The following is an 18,488-nucleotide window of genomic DNA, read 5'->3' on the forward strand; positions in this document are numbered from 1 at the left end:
CCCTAGTGGGGCGTTTTGCTATCTGTCACTTTTGTCTGGATGTCTGGTTATGAATGTCCCTCGTGAAACCATCGCCGCCATCGCCACCGCCCAGGGACGCGGTGGCGTGGGCATCGTGCGGATCTCCGGGCCGTTGGCGGCAACGGCTGCCGCGGCCATCAGCGGCCGTGAACTCAAGCCGCGGTTTGCCCATTACGGAGCCTTTCTCGGCGGGCAAGGTGAAGTCCTGGACGAGGGCATTGCCCTGTATTTCCCGGGCCCTAACTCCTTCACTGGTGAAGATGTACTGGAGTTGCAGGGCCATGGCGGCCCCATCGTCCTCGACATGCTCCTGCAACGTTGCCTGGAACTGGGTTGCCGGCTGGCCAGGCCCGGGGAGTTCAGCGAACGCGCCTTCCTCAACGACAAGCTCGACCTGGCCCAGGCCGAGGCGATCGCCGATCTGATCGAGGCCAGTTCTGCACAGGCGGCCCGCAATGCCCTGCGCTCGCTGCAGGGGGCTTTCTCCCAGCGCGTACATCACTTGACCGAACAACTGATCGCACTGCGCATCTATGTCGAAGCCGCCATCGATTTTCCCGAGGAGGAAATCGACTTCCTTGCCGATGGCCATGTACTCGGCATGCTCGATGCTGTACGCGAGGAGTTGTCCACAGTACTGCGCGAAGCCGGGCAGGGCGCCTTGCTGCGCGATGGCATGACCGTGGTGATTGCCGGTCGTCCGAATGCCGGCAAGTCGAGCCTGCTCAATGCCCTGGCCGGTCGCGAAGCGGCCATCGTCACCGACATCGCCGGTACTACCCGGGACATCCTGCGCGAACATATCCACATCGATGGCATGCCGCTGCATGTAGTGGATACCGCTGGCCTGCGGGATACCGAGGACCAGGTGGAAAAAATCGGTGTCGAACGAGCGCTCAAGGCCATTGGTGAAGCCGACCGAGTATTGCTGGTGGTCGACGCTACTGCCGCCGAGGCGGTCGATCCCTTCGCCTTGTGGCCCGAGTTCCTGCAGCAGCGCCCGGATCCGGCCAAGGTCACCCTGATTCGCAACAAGGCCGACCTGAGCGGCGAACCCATCGCCCTGGAAACCTGTGAAGACGGCCATGTCACCATCAGCCTCAGTGCAATGGCCGCAGGCCCGGGCCTGGAATTGTTGCGCGAGCACCTGAAGGCTTGCATGGGATATGAACAAACCTCCGAAAGCAGCTTCAGTGCACGCCGCCGGCATCTGGAAGCGCTGCGCTACGCCAATGCGGCGCTGGAGCATGGCCGGGCCCAGCTGACCCTGGCTGGTGCGGGCGAATTGTTGGCCGAAGACCTGCGTCAGGCCCAGCAATTCCTCGGAGAAATAACCGGGGCCTTCAGCTCCGACGACTTGCTGGGACGAATCTTCTCCAGCTTCTGTATCGGCAAGTAATCCTGCCCCTCCCTACCCGGCCAACAAGGCCGGGTAGCGCCTGTAGACCGGCACCTGCTCGCCCTGTCTACGGCGTTTCCTACCCCCGTGCGGTTATCCCGGTGCCTCCACTCATATGCCAAAGGCATCTGGGTTGCCCTGCAATTTTTCGATCCATACCTCTGGAAAGGCTTGCGCTCTGAGCTCTAGCGCATCGACGAGGCATTTTTCTGTGGATTAAGCCCTGTGAATAACTGCCCTTCAGCACAGTTGATAACCCAGCCTCAAAGCTGAGGAGAATCGGCTCTGTGGATAAGCAGCACATTAATCCACAGGCTTAAACCGGTTATCCAACGGCCTCCATGATACCTAACCACAGAGTTTAAAATCTCTGTACACCATGAAAATAAAGGCTTGTAGAAATCTATCCACAGATAGGCAGGGGTATAAGAATAAACATAAAAACAAGGTTTTAATAAATTTCTTTCTTTTTAATTTCTATTGTCCGCTGGTCATCCACAGCTGGTTAAATTTTGTGCAAAGGGTTCTTTAGAAAGGTCGAAGTCCCTATACTTGCCGCCTTGGTCCAGAAACCAACCCAACAACCATTCCTAATTACTCCTACTTGAAGCAGGCACGAGGTGCGTGGTGGATTTCCCTTCCCGTTTTGAAGTGATCGTCATCGGCGGCGGTCATGCCGGTACCGAGGCAGCACTTGCATCAGCACGCATGGGGGCAAAGACCCTGTTGCTGACGCATAACGTGGAAACCCTCGGAGCCATGAGCTGCAATCCCGCGATCGGCGGGATCGGCAAGAGCCATCTGGTCAAGGAAATCGACGCCCTGGGCGGCGCGATGGCCATGGCTACAGATAAAGGCGGCATCCAGTTCCGTGTATTGAACAGCCGCAAAGGCCCGGCAGTACGTGCGACCCGGGCCCAGGCCGACCGCATCCTGTACAAGGCTGCGGTACGCGAGATTCTCGAGAACCAGCCGAACCTGTGGATATTTCAACAGGCGGCGGACGACCTGATCGTCGAGCAGGATCAGGTCCGTGGTGTAGTGACCCAGATGGGCCTGCGTTTCTTCGCCGATTCGGTGGTATTGACCACCGGGACCTTCCTCGGCGGACTTATCCACATCGGATTGCAGAACTACTCCGGCGGTCGTGCTGGTGACCCACCTTCGATTGCCCTGGCACAACGCCTGCGGGAACTGCCACTACGGGTCGGGCGCCTGAAAACCGGTACCCCACCGCGTATCGATGCCCGTTCCGTGGATTTCTCGGTGATGACCGAGCAGCCGGGCGATACGCCCATCCCGGTGATGTCGTTCCTGGGTTCCAAGGAACAGCATCCGCGGCAGATCAGCTGCTGGATTACCCACACCAATGCGCGCACCCACGAGATCATCGCGTCGAACCTCGATCGTTCGCCGATGTACTCCGGGGTCATCGAAGGCATTGGCCCGCGCTACTGCCCATCGATCGAAGACAAGATCCACCGCTTTGCCGACAAGGAAAGCCACCAGGTCTTCATCGAGCCCGAAGGCCTGACCACCCACGAGCTGTACCCGAACGGGATATCCACATCTCTGCCGTTCGATGTGCAGTTGCAGATCGTGCAATCGATCCGGGGCATGGAAAATGCCCATATCGTGCGCCCGGGCTACGCCATCGAATACGACTATTTCGACCCGCGGGACTTGAAGTACAGCCTCGAGACCAAAGTCATCGGCGGTCTGTTCTTCGCTGGCCAGATCAATGGCACTACCGGTTACGAAGAAGCTGGCGCACAAGGCCTGCTGGCCGGGGCCAACGCGGCATTGCGTGCCCAGGGCAAGGACAGCTGGTGCCCGCGTCGCGACGAAGCCTACATCGGGGTGTTGGTCGATGACCTGATTACCCTGGGTACCCAGGAACCGTACCGCATGTTCACTTCGCGGGCGGAGTACCGCCTGATCCTGCGGGAAGACAACGCCGATTTGCGCCTGACCGAAAAAGGTCGCGAGCTGGGCTTGGTGGATGACGTGCGCTGGGCGGCGTTCTGCAAGAAACGCGAGGGCATAGCCCTGGAAGAACAGCGCTTGAAGTCCACCTGGGTTCGCCCCGGTACTGAGCAGGGCGATGCGATTGCACAAAAATTCGGCACACCGCTGACCCACGAGTACAACCTGTTGAACCTGCTGAGTCGTCCGGAGATCGACTACGCTGGGCTGGTCGAAGTGACCGGGCATGGCGCGGAGGATCCACAGGTGGCGGAACAGGTCGAGATCAAGACCAAGTACGCCGGCTACATCGATCGCCAGCAGGATGAAATCGCTCGTCTGCGGGCCAGCGAGGACACCAAGCTGCCTGTGGATATCGATTACGCCACCATCTCCGGCCTGTCCAAGGAGATCCAGGGCAAGCTGGCCGCGACCCGTCCGGAAACCCTGGGCCAGGCATCACGGATTCCGGGCGTGACTCCCGCGGCCATTTCCCTGTTGATGATTCACTTGAAAAAACGCGGCGCCGGCCGTCAGTTGGAGCAAAGCGCTTGAGTTCACTGGTCACCTCGCAACACGCGGATGAATTATCCACAGGCGCCCGCCAACTCGGTGTCGAGCTGAGCCCGGCCCAGCATGAATCGCTGCTGGGCTACCTCGCGCTGCTGATCAAGTGGAACAAGGCCTATAACCTGACCGCCGTGCGCGATCCCGATGAAATGGTTTCGCGTCACTTGCTCGACAGCCTGAGCGTGATGTCGTTCATCGAGGACGGCCGCTGGCTGGATGTGGGCAGTGGCGGCGGGATGCCGGGTATTCCCCTGGCGATCCTGTTTCCCGGATCCCAGGTCACCTGCCTGGACAGCAACGGCAAGAAGACCCGCTTCCTGACCCAGGTCAAACTCGAGCTCAAACTGGATAACCTGCAAGTTATCCACAGCCGGGTCGAGGCCTTCACTCCTGAACAGCCTTTCAACGGGATCATTTCCCGGGCGTTCAGCAGCATGGAGAACTTCACCAGCTGGACCCGCCACCTTGGGGACAGCGATACACGCTGGCTGGCAATGAAGGGCGTCCATCCCTCTGATGAGCTGTTAGCATTGCCGGCAGACTTCCACCTCGATAGCGAACACGCCCTGGCCGTACCCGGTTGCCAAGGCCAACGCCATCTGCTGATACTGCGCCGCACGGCATGATTGGGAACACAAGCAAGAATGGCTAAGGTATTCGCGATAGCGAACCAGAAAGGTGGTGTGGGCAAGACCACCACCTGCATCAACCTCGCGGCATCCCTGGTAGCGACCAAGCGCCGGGTGCTGCTGATCGACCTTGATCCACAGGGCAACGCCACCATGGGTAGCGGTGTGGATAAACATGGCCTGGAAAACTCGGTCTACGACTTGCTGATCGGCGAGTGCGACCTGGCCCAGGCCATGCACTTCTCCGAACACGGCGGCTACCAGCTGTTGCCGGCCAACCGCGACCTGACCGCGGCGGAAGTGGTCCTGCTGGAAATGCAGATGAAGGAAAGCCGGCTGCGCAGTGCCCTGGCCCCGATCCGCGAGAACTATGACTACATCCTGATCGATTGCCCGCCGTCGCTGTCGATGCTGACCCTCAACGCCCTGGTGGCTGCCGATGGCGTCATCATCCCCATGCAGTGCGAGTACTACGCTCTGGAAGGCTTGAGCGACCTTGTGGATAACATCAAGCGCATCGGCGAACTGCTCAATCCCGAGCTGAAGATCGAAGGCTTGCTGCGTACCATGTTCGACCCGCGCCTGAGCCTGATGAACGATGTTTCCGCACAGCTCAAGGAACACTTCGGCGATCAGCTGTACGACACCGTGATCCCGCGCAACATCCGCCTGGCCGAAGCTCCGAGCTACGGCATGCCGGCATTGGCGTACGATAAACAATCCCGCGGCGCACTGGCCTACCTGGCCCTGGCCGGCGAGATGGTTCGCCGGCAACGTAAACAAGCGCGCATCGCAGCCGCCCAGCCAACTTAAGGAATCCCCATGGCCGTCAAGAAACGTGGTCTCGGACGTGGACTGGATGCACTGTTGAGTGGTCCGACTGTCAGCGCCCTGGAAGAACAAGCCGCGCAGATCGACCAGCGTGAACTGCAACACCTGCCGCTGGACCTGATCCAGCGTGGCAAGTACCAGCCTCGTCGGGACATGGACCCACAGGCCCTGGAGGAACTGGCGAATTCGATCAGGACCCAGGGTGTGATGCAGCCCATCGTGGTGCGTCCCATCGGCGCCGGTCGGTTTGAAATCATCGCCGGTGAACGCCGTTGGCGCGCCAGCCAGCAGGCTGGCCAGGAAACCATTCCGGCGATGGTCCGCGATGTGCCCGATGAAACCGCCATTGCCCTGGCGCTGATCGAGAACATCCAGCGCGAAGATCTCAATCCCATCGAGGAAGCACTGGCCCTGCAGCGCCTGCAGCAGGAGTTCCAGCTGACCCAGCAACAAGTTGCCGAAGCCGTGGGCAAGTCCCGCGTCAGCGTGGCCAACCTGCTGCGCCTGATCTCCCTGCCCGAGGTGATCAAGACCATGTTGTCCCATGGCGACCTGGAAATGGGACATGCCCGCGCATTGCTCGGATTGCCGGAAAATCAACAGGTTGAAGGGGCGCGACACGTTGTCGCACGAGGCCTGACGGTGCGTCAGACCGAGGCCTTGGTTCGCCAGTGGCTCAGCGGCAAGCAAGAGCCTGCTGAACCGGTCAAGCCCGATCCGGATATCGCCCGCCTGGAGCAGCGTTTGGCCGAGCGCCTAGGCTCTGCGGTGCAGATTCGCCACGGCAAGAAGGGCAAGGGGCAACTGGTGATCGGCTACAACTCCCTGGATGAACTGCAAGGCGTCCTCGCTCACATCCGTTGAAACATTTCCTTGTGTAGCGCGCAGTCGGAAATCACTACCCGGCAGTTGAATAGGGGCTGAACCGCCCCTATACTCTGCGCGCATTTTGTCGGCACAAATTATGCCAAGTCACAGAATTCTGGCAGCCGACCCTTGAGGAGCAAGAGTGATGGAAACCCGCACGCCAAACCGCCTGCCGTTCCATCGCTTGGCGGTTTTCCCGGTTCTACTGGCTCAGTTGGTCATTTTACTGATAGCCGCTCTGGCGCTTTGGCAATGGCGTGGAGTCGTAGTCGGATATTCAGGCCTTTGCGGAGGACTGATAGCCTTGCTACCCAATGTGTATTTCGCTCACAGGGCATTTCGGTTTTCCGGCGCCCGAGCGGCCCAAGCCATCGTCCGGTCTTTTTATGCCGGCGAGGCGGGCAAATTGATTTTGACGGCAGTGCTGTTCGCGCTGACGTTTGCAGGTGTGAAGCCTTTGGCGCCGTTGGCAGTATTCGGCGTCTTCGTGCTGACCCAGCTGGTCAGCTGGTTCGCTCCCCTGCTAATGAGAACAAGACTTTCGAGACCTTAGGGCGTTTGAGGCAACCATGTCAGCAGAAACAACCGCTTCGGGCTATATCCAGCACCACTTGCAGAACCTGACCTTCGGTCAGCTACCCAATGGGAGCTGGGGCTTTGCCCACTCCGCAGCAGAAGCCAAGGAAATGGGCTTCTGGGCATTCCACGTCGATACCCTCGGCTGGTCTGTCGCACTGGGTGTGATCTTCATTCTTCTGTTCCGCATGGCGGCCAAGAAGGCGACTTCCGGTGTGCCGGGCGCTTTGCAGAACTTCGTCGAAGTGATGGTCGGCTTCGTCGATGGCAGCGTGAAGGACAGCTTCCACGGTCGCAGCCCGGTCATCGCACCGCTGGCTCTGACCATCTTCGTCTGGGTGTTCCTGATGAACGCCATTGACCTGGTTCCTGTGGACTGGATCCCGCAACTGGCGATGCTGATTTCCGGCGACCCGCACATTCCATTCCGTGCCGTTTCCACCACTGACCCGAACGCTACCCTGGGCATGGCCCTGTCGGTATTCGCGTTGATCATCTTCTACAGCATCAAGGTCAAGGGCATCGGCGGCTTCATCGGCGAACTGACCCTGCATCCGTTCGGTAGCAAGAACATCCTGGTCCAGGCCCTGCTGATTCCAGTGAACTTCCTGCTGGAGTTCGTGACCCTGGTGGCCAAGCCAATCTCCCTGGCACTGCGTCTGTTCGGCAACATGTACGCCGGCGAGCTGGTGTTCATCCTGATTGCCGTGATGTTCGGCAGCGGCCTGCTGTGGCTCAGCGGCATGGGTGTGGTTCTGCAATGGGCGTGGGCTGTGTTCCACATCCTGATCATCACCCTGCAGGCGTTCATCTTCATGATGCTGACCATCGTCTACCTGTCGATGGCTCACGAAGAGAATCATTAAGACCAGTCTCGACTAGTCTGATGTCCCTCTCGTTGCGGCGGGAGGGGCCCATCTCGGGCACGATGAAACGATTTGTTTTACCGCTTTAATCTAAAAAACCTAAACCATACGACGTAAAAGTCGGGAGGAAAGATGGAAACTGTAGTTGGTCTAACCGCTATCGCTGTTGCACTGTTGATCGGCCTGGGCGCACTGGGTACCGCAATTGGTTTCGGCCTGCTGGGCGGCAAGTTCCTGGAAGGCGCTGCGCGTCAACCAGAAATGGTTCCAATGCTGCAAGTTAAGATGTTCATCGTTGCCGGTCTGCTCGACGCCGTAACCATGATCGGTGTTGGTATCGCTCTGTTCTTCACCTTCGCGAACCCCTTCGTTGGTCAACTCGCTGGCTAATCACTCGAGTATTCGAGTTGATTGGTGTGACGGACAACGAACGAGCGAGGTGTTGGCGTGAACATTAATGCAACCCTGATTGGCCAGTCCGTTGCGTTCTTAATTTTTGTACTGTTCTGCATGAAGTTCATTTGGCCTCCGGTCATTGCAGCTCTGCACGAACGTCAAAAGAAGATCGCGGATGGATTGGACGCTGCCAGCCGAGCAGCTCGTGACCTGGAACTGGCCCAAGATAAAGTGGGTCAGCAACTGCGCGAAGCCAAAGCTCAGGCAGCTGAAATCATCGAGCAAGCCAAGAAGCGCGGTTCTCAGATCGTCGACGAAGCCCGTGAACAGGCCCGTGTCGAAGCTGAACGTGTGAAGGCTCAGGCTCAGGCCGAGATCGAACAGGAACTGAACAGCGTCAAAGACGCGCTGCGCGCCCAACTGGGTAGCCTGGCAGTCAATGGTGCAGAGAAGATCCTGGGCGCCACAATCGATCAAAACGCGCACGCAGACCTGGTTAACAAACTGGCTGCTGAAATTTAAGCGAGGGCGATCATGGCAGAACTGACCACGTTGGCCCGACCTTACGCTAAGGCGGCCTTCGAGCACGCTCAGGCCCACCAGCAGCTGGCCTCTTGGTCAGCCATGCTCGGCCTGGCTGCAGCGGTGTCACAAGATGACACCATGCAGCGCGTGCTTAAGGCCCCGCGACTGACGAGCGCAGAAAAGGCCAACACTTTTATCGAAGTGTGTGGCGACAAGTTTGATGCACAGGCACAGAATTTCATTCAAGTTGCCGCCGAGAACGACCGTCTCCTGCTGTTGCCGGAGATCTCCGCTCTGTTCGACCTGTACAAGGCCGAGCAAGAGAAGTCGGTGGACGTGGATGTGACCAGTGCTTTCGCATTGAACCAAGAACAGCAAGACAAACTCGCCAAGGTTCTCAGTGCACGGCTCGGCCGGGAAGTGCGCCTGCACGCTGCGGAGGATGCCAGCCTGATTGGTGGCGTCGTGATCCGCGCCGGCGACCTGGTTATCGATGGCTCGATTCGCGGCAAACTCGCGAACCTTGCCGAAGCATTGAAATCTTGAGTTTGAAGGGGCAGCAGAGCAATGCAGCAACTCAATCCTTCCGAAATAAGTGAAATTATCAAGGGCCGCATCGAAAAGCTCGATGTGACCTCCCAAGCCCGTAACGAAGGCACTGTCGTCAGCGTTTCTGACGGCATCGTGCGGATTCACGGTCTGGCCGACGTAATGTACGGCGAGATGATCGAGTTTCCGGGCGGCGTCTACGGTATGGCCCTCAACCTCGAGCAAGACTCTGTAGGTGCCGTAGTACTGGGCGCATACACCACTCTGGCTGAAGGCATGAGCGCCAAGTGCACCGGCCGCATCCTCGAAGTTCCAGTTGGTAAGGAACTGCTGGGTCGCGTTGTCGACGCACTGGGTAACCCAGTCGACGGTAAAGGTCCGCTGAACAACACCGAGACCGACGCGGTCGAGAAAGTTGCTCCAGGCGTGATCTGGCGTAAGTCGGTAGACCAGCCTGTACAGACTGGCTACAAGGCTGTCGATGCCATGATCCCAGTCGGCCGTGGCCAGCGTGAGCTGATCATCGGTGACCGTCAGATCGGTAAGACCGCTCTGGCGATCGACGCGATCATCAACCAGAAAGACAGCGGCATTTTCTGCGTCTACGTAGCGATCGGTCAGAAGCAATCGACCATCGCCAACGTGGTTCGCAAGCTGGAAGAAAACGGCGCCCTGGCCAACACCATCATCGTGGCCGCCAGTGCTTCGGAATCGGCTGCCCTGCAGTTCCTGGCTCCGTACTCCGGTTGCACCATGGGTGAATACTTCCGCGACCGCGGTGAAGACGCGCTGATCGTTTATGACGATCTGTCCAAGCAGGCCGTGGCTTATCGCCAGATCTCCCTGCTGCTGCGCCGTCCACCAGGCCGTGAAGCCTACCCAGGTGACGTGTTCTATCTCCACTCCCGTCTGCTGGAGCGCGCTTCCCGCGTTTCGGAAGAGTACGTAGAGAAGTTCACCAATGGCGCAGTGACTGGCAAGACCGGTTCCCTGACCGCCCTGCCGATCATCGAAACCCAGGCTGGCGACGTTTCCGCGTTCGTTCCGACCAACGTGATCTCCATCACCGACGGTCAGATCTTCCTGGAATCGGCCATGTTCAACTCGGGCATCCGTCCTGCAGTTAACGCCGGTGTTTCGGTATCCCGTGTAGGTGGTGCCGCTCAGACCAAGATCATCAAGAAGCTGTCCGGTGGTATCCGTACCGCCCTGGCTCAGTACCGTGAACTGGCGGCATTCGCCCAGTTCGCTTCTGACCTGGACGAAGCGACCCGTAAGCAACTTGAACACGGTCAGCGCGTTACCGAGCTGATGAAGCAGAAGCAATACGCGCCAATGTCCATCGCTGACATGTCGCTGTCGCTGTATGCCGCTGAGCGTGGGTTCCTGACTGACGTCGAAATCGCCAAGATCGGTAGCTTCGAACAAGCGCTGATTGCTTACTTCAACCGCGATCACGCCGACCTGATGGCGAAGATCAACGTGAAGGGTGACTTCAATGACGAAATCGACGCTGGCCTCAAAGCCGGTATCGAGAAGTTCAAGGCCACCCAAACCTGGTAAGCCGCAGCGGGAGCCGCAAGGCTCCCGCTTGCTAACCTGATAGGTGTTACATGGCAGGCGCAAAAGAGATTCGCAGTAAGATTGCGAGCATCAAAAGCACGCAAAAAATTACCAGCGCCATGGAAAAAGTGGCGGTCAGCAAAATGCGCAAGGCACAAATGCGCATGGCAGCTAGCCGTCCTTATGCGGAGCGCATCCGCCAGGTTATTGGTCATCTGGCCAACGCCAACCCGGAATATCGTCACCCGTTCATGATCGACCGCGCCATCAAGCGCGTCGGTTACATCGTGGTGAGCAGTGACCGTGGTCTGTGTGGTGGCTTGAACACCAACCTGTTCAAGGCCCTGGTCAAGGACATGGCGGTAAACCGCGAACAAGGCGTCGAGATCGATCTGTGCGTGGTCGGTAGCAAGGGTGCGGCCTTCTTCCGCAACTTCGGCGGTAACGTCGTTGCAGCTATCAGCCACCTGGGTGAAGAGCCGTCGATCAATGACCTGATCGGCAGTGTCAAGGTGATGCTGGATGCTTACCTGGAAGGCCGGATTGACCGCCTGTCCGTGGTATCCAACAAGTTCGTCAACACCATGACCCAGCAGCCGACCGTGGAGCAGTTGATTCCACTGGAGGCAACCCCGGATCAAGAACTCAAGCACCACTGGGACTATCTCTACGAACCGGATGCCAAGGAGCTGCTGGACGGCTTGATGGTCCGTTACGTGGAGTCGCAGGTCTACCAGGCGGTGGTCGAGAACAACGCAGCTGAACAAGCCGCGCGGATGATTGCAATGAAGAACGCCACCGACAACGCCGGTGATTTGATCAGCGATTTGCAGCTGATCTACAACAAGGCGCGTCAGGCTGCGATCACCCAAGAGATCTCGGAAATCGTCGGCGGCGCTGCCGCGGTTTAACGGTTCAAATATTCAGAGGATCCAGCTATGAGTAGCGGACGTATCGTTCAAATCATCGGCGCCGTTATCGACGTGGAATTTCCACGCGACAGCGTACCGAGCATCTACGACGCCTTGAAGGTTCAAGGCGCCGAAACCACTCTGGAAGTTCAGCAGCAGCTGGGCGACGGCGTGGTTCGTACCATTGCGATGGGCTCCACCGAAGGCTTGAAGCGCGGTCTGGACGTCAACAACACTGGCGCAGCCATCTCCGTACCGGTCGGTAAAGCGACCCTGGGCCGGATCATGGACGTACTGGGCAACCCAATCGACGAAGCCGGCCCGATCGGCGAAGAAGAGCGCTGGGGTATCCACCGCGCCGCTCCTTCCTTCGCAGAACAGGCAGGCGGCAACGACCTGCTGGAAACCGGGATCAAGGTAATCGACCTGGTTTGCCCGTTCGCCAAGGGCGGTAAAGTAGGTCTGTTCGGTGGTGCCGGTGTGGGCAAGACCGTAAACATGATGGAACTGATCCGTAACATCGCCATCGAGCACAGCGGTTATTCCGTGTTCGCCGGTGTGGGTGAGCGTACTCGTGAGGGTAACGACTTCTACCACGAGATGAAGGACTCCAACGTTCTGGACAAGGTTGCCCTGGTCTACGGTCAGATGAACGAGCCACCAGGAAACCGTCTGCGCGTAGCGCTGACCGGCCTGACCATGGCCGAGAAGTTCCGTGACGAAGGTAACGACGTTCTGCTGTTCGTCGACAACATCTATCGTTACACCCTGGCCGGTACCGAAGTATCCGCACTGCTGGGCCGTATGCCTTCGGCAGTAGGTTACCAGCCGACCCTGGCTGAAGAGATGGGCGTGCTGCAAGAGCGCATCACTTCGACCAAGCAAGGTTCGATCACCTCGATCCAAGCGGTATACGTACCTGCGGACGACCTGACCGACCCGTCGCCAGCGACCACCTTCGCCCACTTGGACGCCACCGTCGTTCTGTCCCGTGACATCGCTTCCCTGGGTATCTACCCAGCGGTAGACCCACTGGACTCGACTTCCCGCCAGCTGGACCCGAACGTGATCGGCAACGAGCACTACGAGACCGCTCGCGGCGTTCAGTACGTACTGCAGCGTTACAAAGAGCTGAAGGACATCATCGCGATCCTGGGTATGGACGAGCTGTCGGAAGCCGACAAGCAGTTGGTATCCCGCGCTCGTAAGATCCAGCGCTTCTTGTCGCAGCCGTTCTTCGTGGCTGAAGTCTTCACTGGTTCTCCAGGTAAATACGTTTCCCTGAAAGACACCATCGCAGGCTTCAAAGGCATCCTCAACGGTGACTACGACCACCTGCCAGAACAAGCGTTCTACATGGTCGGCGGCATCGACGAAGCGATCGAGAAAGCCAAGAAACTGTAATCCCGGCGCCCGGCAACGGGCGCTAATTTAGGTTGAGGCAAGCAGATGGCTATGACAGTCCATTGCGATATCGTCAGCGCGGAAGGGGAAATCTTCTCCGGTCTGGTGGAGATGGTGGTTGCGCACGGTGAACTGGGTGATCTTGGTATCGCTCTGGGTCACGCACCGCTGATCACCAACCTGAAGCCAGGTCCGATCCGCTTGATCAAGCAGGGCGGGGAAGCCGAGGTGTTCTACATCTCCGGTGGTTTCCTCGAGGTTCAGCCGAACATGGTCAAGGTTCTTGCCGACACCGTGCAACGCGCTGCCGACCTGGACGAAGCCTCCGCTCAGGAAGCCGTCAAGGCTGCTGAGAAGGCCCTGAATGAAAAAGGCGCAGATTTCGACTACGGATCTGCCGCCGCACGTCTGGCCGAGGCCGCAGCCCAGCTGCGTACCGTCCAGCAGATCCGCAAGAAGTTCGGCGGCTAAGCCGCAGGCTTTCTGTGTGATTGATTAAAAAGGGTAGCCTCGGCTACCCTTTTTATTTTCCGCATTCTCCCCTCTAGGTCACACTCGCGGACCACCCAGGATTGGTAGCCAGTCATGTCTCTCGAAATCGTTATCCTCGCAGCAGGCCAGGGCACTCGCATGCGCTCGGCACTGCCCAAGGTCCTTCATCCGGTCGCTGGCAACTCCATGCTCGGGCATGTTATCCACAGCGCTCGCCAGCTCGATCCACAGCGCATCCACGTGGTGATCGGCCACGGCGCGGATGCAGTGCGCGAGCGCCTGGCCGCCGACGACCTGAATTTCGTGTTGCAGGACAAGCAACTCGGCACTGGTCATGCAGTGGCCCAGGCCGTGCCTTTCATCCAGGCCGATACCGTGCTGATCCTCTACGGCGACGTGCCGCTGATCGAGGTCCAGACCCTGCAGCGCCTGCTCAAGCAGGCCGGCCCCGAGCAACTGGGCCTGCTCACCGTCGAGCTGGACGACCCTACCGGCTATGGGCGCATCGTGCGTGACGCCAATGGCAAGGTCGCCGCCATCGTCGAGCAGAAGGACGCCAACCAAGCCCAGCGCGCCATCACCGAAGGCAATACCGGCATTCTCGCCGTGCCGGGCAAGCGCCTCGGCGATTGGACCAGCCGTCTTTCGAACAACAACGCCCAGGGTGAGTACTACCTGACCGACGTGATCGCCATGGCGGTCAGCGATGGCCTGGAGGTTGCTACCGAGCAGCCCCTGGACGCCATGGAAGTGCAGGGCGCCAACGATCGCAAGCAACTCTCGGAGCTGGAGCGCCACTGCCAACTGCGCTCCGCCCGCCGCCTGATGGCCGAGGGCGTGACCCTGCGCGATCCGGCGCGCTTCGATGTGCGTGGCGAGGTGACGGTTGGGCGCGACGTGCTGATCGATATCAACGTGATCCTCGAGGGCCGGGTGGTCATCGAAGACGACGTGGTGATCGGCCCCAACTGCGTGATCAAGAACAGCACCCTGCGCAAGGGCGTGGTGATCAAGGCCAACAGCCATATCGACGGCGCGGTGATGGGCGAGGGCAGCGATGCCGGCCCGTTCGCCCGCCTGCGGCCCGGCAGCGTGCTGGAGGCTCGCGCCCATGTGGGTAACTTTGTCGAGTTGAAGAACGCCCACCTGGGCCAGGAGGCCAAGGCCGGTCACCTGAGCTATCTGGGCGATGCGGTGATCGGTGCGCGCACCAACATCGGTGCCGGCACCATCACCTGCAACTACGATGGGGTGAACAAGCACAAGACGGTGATGGGCGAAGACGTGTTCATCGGCTCCAACAACTCCCTGGTGGCGCCTGTGGATATCTCTTCCGGGGCCACTACCGCCGCCGGTTCCACCATCACCCAGGATGTCTCGCCAGCGCAGCTGGCCGTGGGCCGTGCGCGGCAGAAGAACATCGATGGCTGGAAGCGACCGCAGAAAATCAACAAGGACTGAGGTTATCCACAAGCACGGATGACCCATGCAGCATCAACCGGCCCCTGCACTTGAACAGCAAGGGCCGGTTTTTTATGCGCTAATGCTTGACGAAGTTTCGATCATGGGTTTTTATTGCCGACGTTATCTTTCGAATCGAAACTTAAATGCTCATATCGAAACGCAACACTCCCCAGCGCCGTCACAACATCCTGGCCTTGCTCAATGAACAAGGCGAGGTGAGTGTGGATGAGTTGGCCAAGCGTTTCGAAACCTCTGAAGTTACGATTCGTAAGGACCTGGCGGCCCTGGAAAGCAATGGCCTGTTGCTGCGCCGTTATGGCGGGGCGATCACCATGCCCCAGGAACTGGTCAGCGACCTCGGCCAGCCAGTGTCCCGCCACAAGCAAGCCATTGCCCGGGCGGCGGTGCAGCGCATTCGTGAACATGCGCGGATCATCATCGACAGCGGCAGCACCACCGCGGCGATGATCCCGCAGTTGGGCCAGCAGCCAGGCCTCGTGGTCATGACCAACTCGTTGAACGTGGCCAATGCCCTGAACGAACTGGAACACGAGCCGGTGCTGTTGATGACCGGCGGCACCTGGGACCCGCACTCCGAGTCCTTCCAGGGCCAGGTGGCCGAGCAGGTCCTGCGCTCTTACGACTTCGACCAACTGTTCATCGGCGCCGATGGCATCGACCTGGCCCGTGGTACCACCACCTTCAACGAATTGCTGGGCCTGAGCCGAGTGATGGCCGAGGTGGCCCGCGAAGTTGTAGTGATGGTCGAATCCGACAAGATCGGCCGCAAGATTCCCAACCTGGAGCTGCCGTGGAGCAGCGTCCATACCCTCATTACCGACGATCGCCTGCCTCTCGAGGTCCGCGACCAGATCCAGGCCCGCGGCATAACTCTGATTTGCGCGGCTGTCAGCTAGGAGAAATACCATGTGTGGAATTGTTGGCGCCGTTGCTGAACGCAATATCACCGCCATTTTGCTGGAAGGCCTCAAGCGCCTCGAATACCGCGGCTACGACAGCGCCGGCGTGGCGGTTTTCACCAATACCGGCAAGCTCGAGCGCATGCGCCGTCCGGGCAAGGTGGCCGAGCTGGAGCAAGCCCTGGCCGGCGAGCCGCTGGTGGGCCGCCTGGGCATCGCCCACACCCGTTGGGCCACCCACGGCGCGCCTTGCGAACGCAATGCCCACCCGCATTTCTCCGGCGATCTGGCGGTGGTGCACAACGGCATCATCGAGAACCACGAAGCCCTGCGTGAACAACTCAAGGGCCAGGGCTACGAGTTCACCTCGGACACCGATACCGAAGTCATCGCCCACCTGCTGAACCACAAGCTCAAGGACCTGGGCGACCTGACCGTGGCCCTCAAGGCTACCGTCAAGGAACTGCACGGTGCCTATGGTCTTGCCGTGATCAGCGCCAGCCAGCCGGATCGCCTGGTGGCGGCCCGTAGCGGCAGCCCGCTGGTGATCGGCCTGGGCCTGGGGGAGAACTTCCTGGCATCCGACCAACTGGCCCTGCGCCAGGTCACCGACCGTTTCATGTACCTGGAAGAAGGCGATATCGCCGAGATCCGCCGGGACAGCGTGCAGATCTGGGACATCGGCGGCAAGGCCGTGGAACGCGAGGCGGTGCAGTACCGCGATGGTGCCGAAGCGGCGGACAAGGGCGAATACCGCCACTACATGCTCAAGGAAATCCACGAGCAGCCATCGGTGGTGCAGCGCACCCTGGAAGGCCGCCTGAGCGCCAACCAGGTACTGGTCCAGGCCTTCGGTCCACAGGCCGCCGAGTTGTTCGCCAAGGTGCGCAATGTACAGATCGTCGCCTGTGGCACCAGCTACCACGCCGGAATGGTCGCCCGTTACTGGCTGGAAGAACTGGCCGGCATCCCCTGCCAGGTGGAAGTCGCCAGCGAGTTCCGCTACCGCAAGGTGGTGGTGCAGCCCGACACCCTGTTCGTGACCATTTCCCAGTCCGGCGAGACTGCCGATACCCTGGCCGCGCTGCGCAACGCCAAGGAGCTGGGCTTCCTCGCCAGCCTGGCGATCTGCAACGTCGGCATCAGCTCCCTGGTGCGTGAATCGGACCTGACCCTGCTGACCCAGGCCGGTCGCGAAATCGGCGTGGCCTCCACCAAGGCCTTCACCACTCAGCTGGTGAGCCTGCTGCTGCTGACCCTGTCCCTGGGCCAGGTACGTGGCACCCTGGCCGCCGGTGTCGAAGCCGAACTGGTGGAAGAGCTGCGGCGCTTGCCGGTCCGCCTCGGCGAAGCCCTGGCCATGGACAGCGTGGTGGAGAAGACCGCCGAGCTGTTCGCCGACAAGCACCACACCCTGTTCCTCGGTCGTGGCGCCCAGTACCCGGTAGCGATGGAAGGCTCTTTGAAGCTCAAGGAGATTTCCTATATCCACGCCGAAGCCTACCCGGCCGGTGAGCTCAAGCACGGCCCTCTGGCCCTTGTGGATAACGACATGCCGGTGGTCACCGTGGCGCCGAACAACGAACTGCTGGAGAAACTCAAGTCCAACCTGCAGGAAGTCCGCGCCCGTGGTGGCGAGCTGATCGTGTTCGCCGACGAGAAGTCGGGCATGGCCAATGGCGAAGGCACCCATGTTATCCACATGCCGCACATCCACGACATCCTATCGCCAATCCTCTACACCATCCCGTTGCAGCTGCTGTCCTACTACGTAGCCGTGCTCAAGGGCACCGACGTCGACCAGCCACGCAACCTGGCCAAGTCGGTGACCGTGGAGTGAGTTATCCACAGCCGCTCAGTGCCTGTGACTGTATGGAATAGCAATTGCTACATACACGTAAGCCCCCGTATTTACGGGGGTTTTCCGTTTATGGACCAAGCTGTGACAATCGTAAGCGCGAATGCGAGTTGGTCTTGCGAAATGGTCGATAGTCTCATCAATACTTCAACCTCACTTGCCTGGTGGAGAAGTGTTTCTTCTAGTTTCCTCAACTGTTCTTGGTCGGCGTGGGTATTTTGAACCTTTTTCCCGGGACCTCTGTCTCTACGAACACCTGACCTTGTCATTGTTTGGTAGCGTCATTTTGTTATCGTCTAATTGAGATGGGGGATTCCCCTACAAGCATTATCAGTGCTTGCAAGGTGTGCTTGATGTGGTAGCGTTCAAAAGCACTACCTCAGCGAGAATGCTAGTCATTGGCACTGTCTGACACTCGGAGTTACATCGAATGGATGACTTGGAGCGCATGGAGTGTCCGGTCGTATAGGCATCTATTCGGATGGCTTATCGGATAACGAAGGACCTGTCGCCCTGGGAAGTGGACGCTGTGGGGGGCGCTACATTGCCCAAAGCTGCTGGATGTTCCGAGAGAGTAGGCATGCAGATCAGCTAATCGCTGAAGGCGAGATTTGAAGTTCTTAACCCATTCAAACCGTTCGTGGAGTCTAGCTATAACCAAACTTGGTGTAGCCCCACGGTA

The 18,488-nt window shown here is 59.3% G+C and carries 17 protein-coding genes; all 17 read left to right on the plus strand.

Annotation, left to right across the window (positions count from 1 at the left end):
* Window positions 1-49: 49 nt before the first annotated feature.
* Window positions 50-1,420: a tRNA uridine-5-carboxymethylaminomethyl(34) synthesis GTPase MnmE gene (mnmE, locus tag GDH07_RS00090; protein ID WP_022641995.1), complete on the plus strand. Its 1,371-nt coding sequence runs from the start codon at window positions 50-52 to the stop codon at window positions 1,418-1,420.
* 627 nt (window positions 1,421-2,047) lie between these two features.
* On the plus strand, window positions 2,048-3,940 hold the full coding sequence (gene mnmG / locus GDH07_RS00095) for a tRNA uridine-5-carboxymethylaminomethyl(34) synthesis enzyme MnmG (protein ID WP_343038043.1): 1,893 nt from the start codon (window positions 2,048-2,050) through the stop codon (window positions 3,938-3,940).
* Window positions 3,937-4,581 carry a 16S rRNA (guanine(527)-N(7))-methyltransferase RsmG gene (gene rsmG / locus GDH07_RS00100; protein WP_022641993.1) on the plus strand — a complete coding sequence of 215 codons (645 nt, stop codon included), beginning with the start codon at window positions 3,937-3,939 and terminating at the stop codon, window positions 4,579-4,581. Before mnmG ends, rsmG begins: the two co-directional genes overlap by 4 nt.
* An 18-nt stretch (window positions 4,582-4,599) precedes the next feature.
* Window positions 4,600-5,397, plus strand: coding sequence for a ParA family protein (locus GDH07_RS00105; protein ID WP_031320775.1), 798 nt, complete (start codon window positions 4,600-4,602; stop codon window positions 5,395-5,397).
* A gap of 9 nt (window positions 5,398-5,406) precedes the next feature.
* A complete protein-coding gene (locus GDH07_RS00110) occupies window positions 5,407-6,279 on the plus strand; it encodes a ParB/RepB/Spo0J family partition protein (protein WP_022641991.1) in 873 nt (290 codons plus the stop codon).
* Between the two features lie 148 nt (window positions 6,280-6,427).
* Complete coding sequence (locus tag GDH07_RS00115) at window positions 6,428-6,835, plus strand: F0F1 ATP synthase subunit I (protein WP_152896427.1); 408 nt, start codon at window positions 6,428-6,430, stop codon at window positions 6,833-6,835.
* Window positions 6,836-6,851: 16 nt separating this feature from the next.
* Window positions 6,852-7,724, plus strand: coding sequence for a F0F1 ATP synthase subunit A (atpB, locus tag GDH07_RS00120; protein WP_053137789.1), 873 nt, complete (start codon window positions 6,852-6,854; stop codon window positions 7,722-7,724).
* A gap of 132 nt (window positions 7,725-7,856) precedes the next feature.
* Entirely contained in the window at window positions 7,857-8,114 is a 258-nt protein-coding gene (gene atpE / locus GDH07_RS00125) for a F0F1 ATP synthase subunit C (RefSeq protein ID WP_002555987.1), read from the plus strand.
* Window positions 8,115-8,171: 57 nt separating this feature from the next.
* Window positions 8,172-8,642 (plus strand): F0F1 ATP synthase subunit B, encoded by a 471-nt coding sequence (locus tag GDH07_RS00130; RefSeq protein WP_053137783.1) that lies wholly within the window; start codon window positions 8,172-8,174, stop codon window positions 8,640-8,642.
* 12 nt (window positions 8,643-8,654) lie between these two features.
* Complete coding sequence (locus tag GDH07_RS00135) at window positions 8,655-9,191, plus strand: F0F1 ATP synthase subunit delta (protein WP_053137780.1); 537 nt, start codon at window positions 8,655-8,657, stop codon at window positions 9,189-9,191.
* 21 nt (window positions 9,192-9,212) lie between these two features.
* Window positions 9,213-10,757, plus strand: a complete 1,545-nt coding sequence (gene atpA, locus GDH07_RS00140; protein WP_053137777.1) for a F0F1 ATP synthase subunit alpha — start codon at window positions 9,213-9,215, stop codon at window positions 10,755-10,757.
* Window positions 10,758-10,807: 50 nt separating this feature from the next.
* Window positions 10,808-11,668: a F0F1 ATP synthase subunit gamma gene (gene atpG, locus GDH07_RS00145; protein WP_031320767.1), complete on the plus strand. Its 861-nt coding sequence runs from the start codon at window positions 10,808-10,810 to the stop codon at window positions 11,666-11,668.
* 27 nt (window positions 11,669-11,695) lie between these two features.
* The gene (gene atpD / locus GDH07_RS00150) at window positions 11,696-13,072 is read left to right on the plus strand and encodes a F0F1 ATP synthase subunit beta (protein ID WP_047290153.1); all 1,377 of its coding nucleotides are present in this window, start codon (window positions 11,696-11,698) and stop codon (window positions 13,070-13,072) included.
* 45 nt (window positions 13,073-13,117) lie between these two features.
* Window positions 13,118-13,543, plus strand: coding sequence for a F0F1 ATP synthase subunit epsilon (locus GDH07_RS00155; protein ID WP_011064380.1), 426 nt, complete (start codon window positions 13,118-13,120; stop codon window positions 13,541-13,543).
* A 114-nt stretch (window positions 13,544-13,657) separates the two neighbouring features.
* Window positions 13,658-15,025 carry a bifunctional UDP-N-acetylglucosamine diphosphorylase/glucosamine-1-phosphate N-acetyltransferase GlmU gene (glmU, locus tag GDH07_RS00160; RefSeq protein ID WP_152896428.1) on the plus strand — a complete coding sequence of 456 codons (1,368 nt, stop codon included), beginning with the start codon at window positions 13,658-13,660 and terminating at the stop codon, window positions 15,023-15,025.
* Between the two features lie 146 nt (window positions 15,026-15,171).
* A complete protein-coding gene (locus GDH07_RS00165; protein WP_022641984.1) occupies window positions 15,172-15,945 on the plus strand; it encodes a DeoR/GlpR family DNA-binding transcription regulator in 774 nt (257 codons plus the stop codon).
* 10 nt (window positions 15,946-15,955) lie between these two features.
* Window positions 15,956-17,788 carry a glutamine--fructose-6-phosphate transaminase (isomerizing) gene (glmS, locus tag GDH07_RS00170; protein WP_152896429.1) on the plus strand — a complete coding sequence of 611 codons (1,833 nt, stop codon included), beginning with the start codon at window positions 15,956-15,958 and terminating at the stop codon, window positions 17,786-17,788.
* Window positions 17,789-18,488 lie beyond the last annotated feature (700 nt).

The organism is Pseudomonas piscis, from assembly GCF_009380155.1.
GTDB classification, from domain to species: Bacteria; Pseudomonadota; Gammaproteobacteria; order Pseudomonadales; family Pseudomonadaceae; genus Aquipseudomonas; species Aquipseudomonas piscis.